Annotated in this window: 1 protein-coding gene; it reads right to left on the reverse strand. The window is 75.1% G+C overall.

The genetic code is table 11. The features are described 5' to 3' along the window. Positions 1-1,014, reverse strand: a 1,014-nt coding sequence (locus tag H5J33_RS36415) for an acyl carrier protein (RefSeq protein WP_181798946.1), incomplete at both ends; no start/stop codon positions are given.

The raw sequence follows: 1,014 nt of genomic DNA on the forward strand, positions 1-1,014 counted from the left end.
CATGCCGGCGCCCTCGGACAGGGCGGTGCCGTCCGCCGCGTCGGCGAAGGACTTGGCGTGGCCGTCGGCGGCCAGGTTGCGCTGCCTGCTGAAGTCCACGAACGTGTCGGCGGTCGACATCACGGACACCCCGCCGGCCAGCGCCAGCGCGCACTCCCCCTGCCGCAGCGCCTGCGCGGCCAGGTGCAGCGCCACCAGGGACGACGAGCACGCCGTGTCGACGGTGAGCGTCGGGCCCTCCAGGCCGAGGGCGTAGGCGATCCGGCCGGAGGCCACGCTGCCCAGGCTGCCGTTGCCGAGGTGGTCGCGCACCGCTTCGGGGACGCGGCGCAGCCGGCTGCCGTAGTCGTGGTACATGACGCCCGCGAACACGCCGGTGCGGGAGCCGCGCACGGAGTGCGGGTCGATGCCGGCGCGTTCCAGCGCCTCCCAGGACGTCTCCAGCAGCAGCCGCTGCTGCGGGTCCATGGCCAGGGCCTCGCGCGGGCCGATGCCGAAGAAGTCGGGGTCGAAGTCGGCGGCGTCGTACAGGAATCCGCCGAACCTGGTGGAGGAGTGACCGGCCTTGCCGGGCTCCGGGTCGTACAGGCCGTCCAGGTCCCAGCCGCGGTCGGCGGGGAAGGCGCCGATGCCGTCGCCGCCGTCGGCCAGCAGCCGCCACAGCTCCTCGGGGGTGGTGACGCCGCCGGGGTAGCGGCAGGCCATGGCGACGATGGCGACCGGTTCGTCCGCGCCGTCCGCCTCCCGCACGGTGACCTCGGCGGCGGCCCCGGCCTGCGCGCCGAACAGTTCCGTCCTCAGGTGGGCGACGAGGGCGCCCGCGTCCGGGTAGTCGAAGACCAGGGTGGCGGGCAGGCGCAGGCCGACCGCGGCGCCCAGGCGGTTGCGCAGTTCCACCGCGGTCAGCGAGTCGAAGCCGGACTCGCGGAAGGAGCGGCGCGGGTCCAGCGTCATGTCGCTGCCGTGGCCGAGCACGGCGGCGACGTGGGTGCGGACCAGTTCCATGAGGGCCGC

Source organism: Streptomyces sp. WELS2, from assembly GCF_013870595.1.
Taxonomy (GTDB): Bacteria; Actinomycetota; Actinomycetes; order Streptomycetales; family Streptomycetaceae; genus Streptomyces.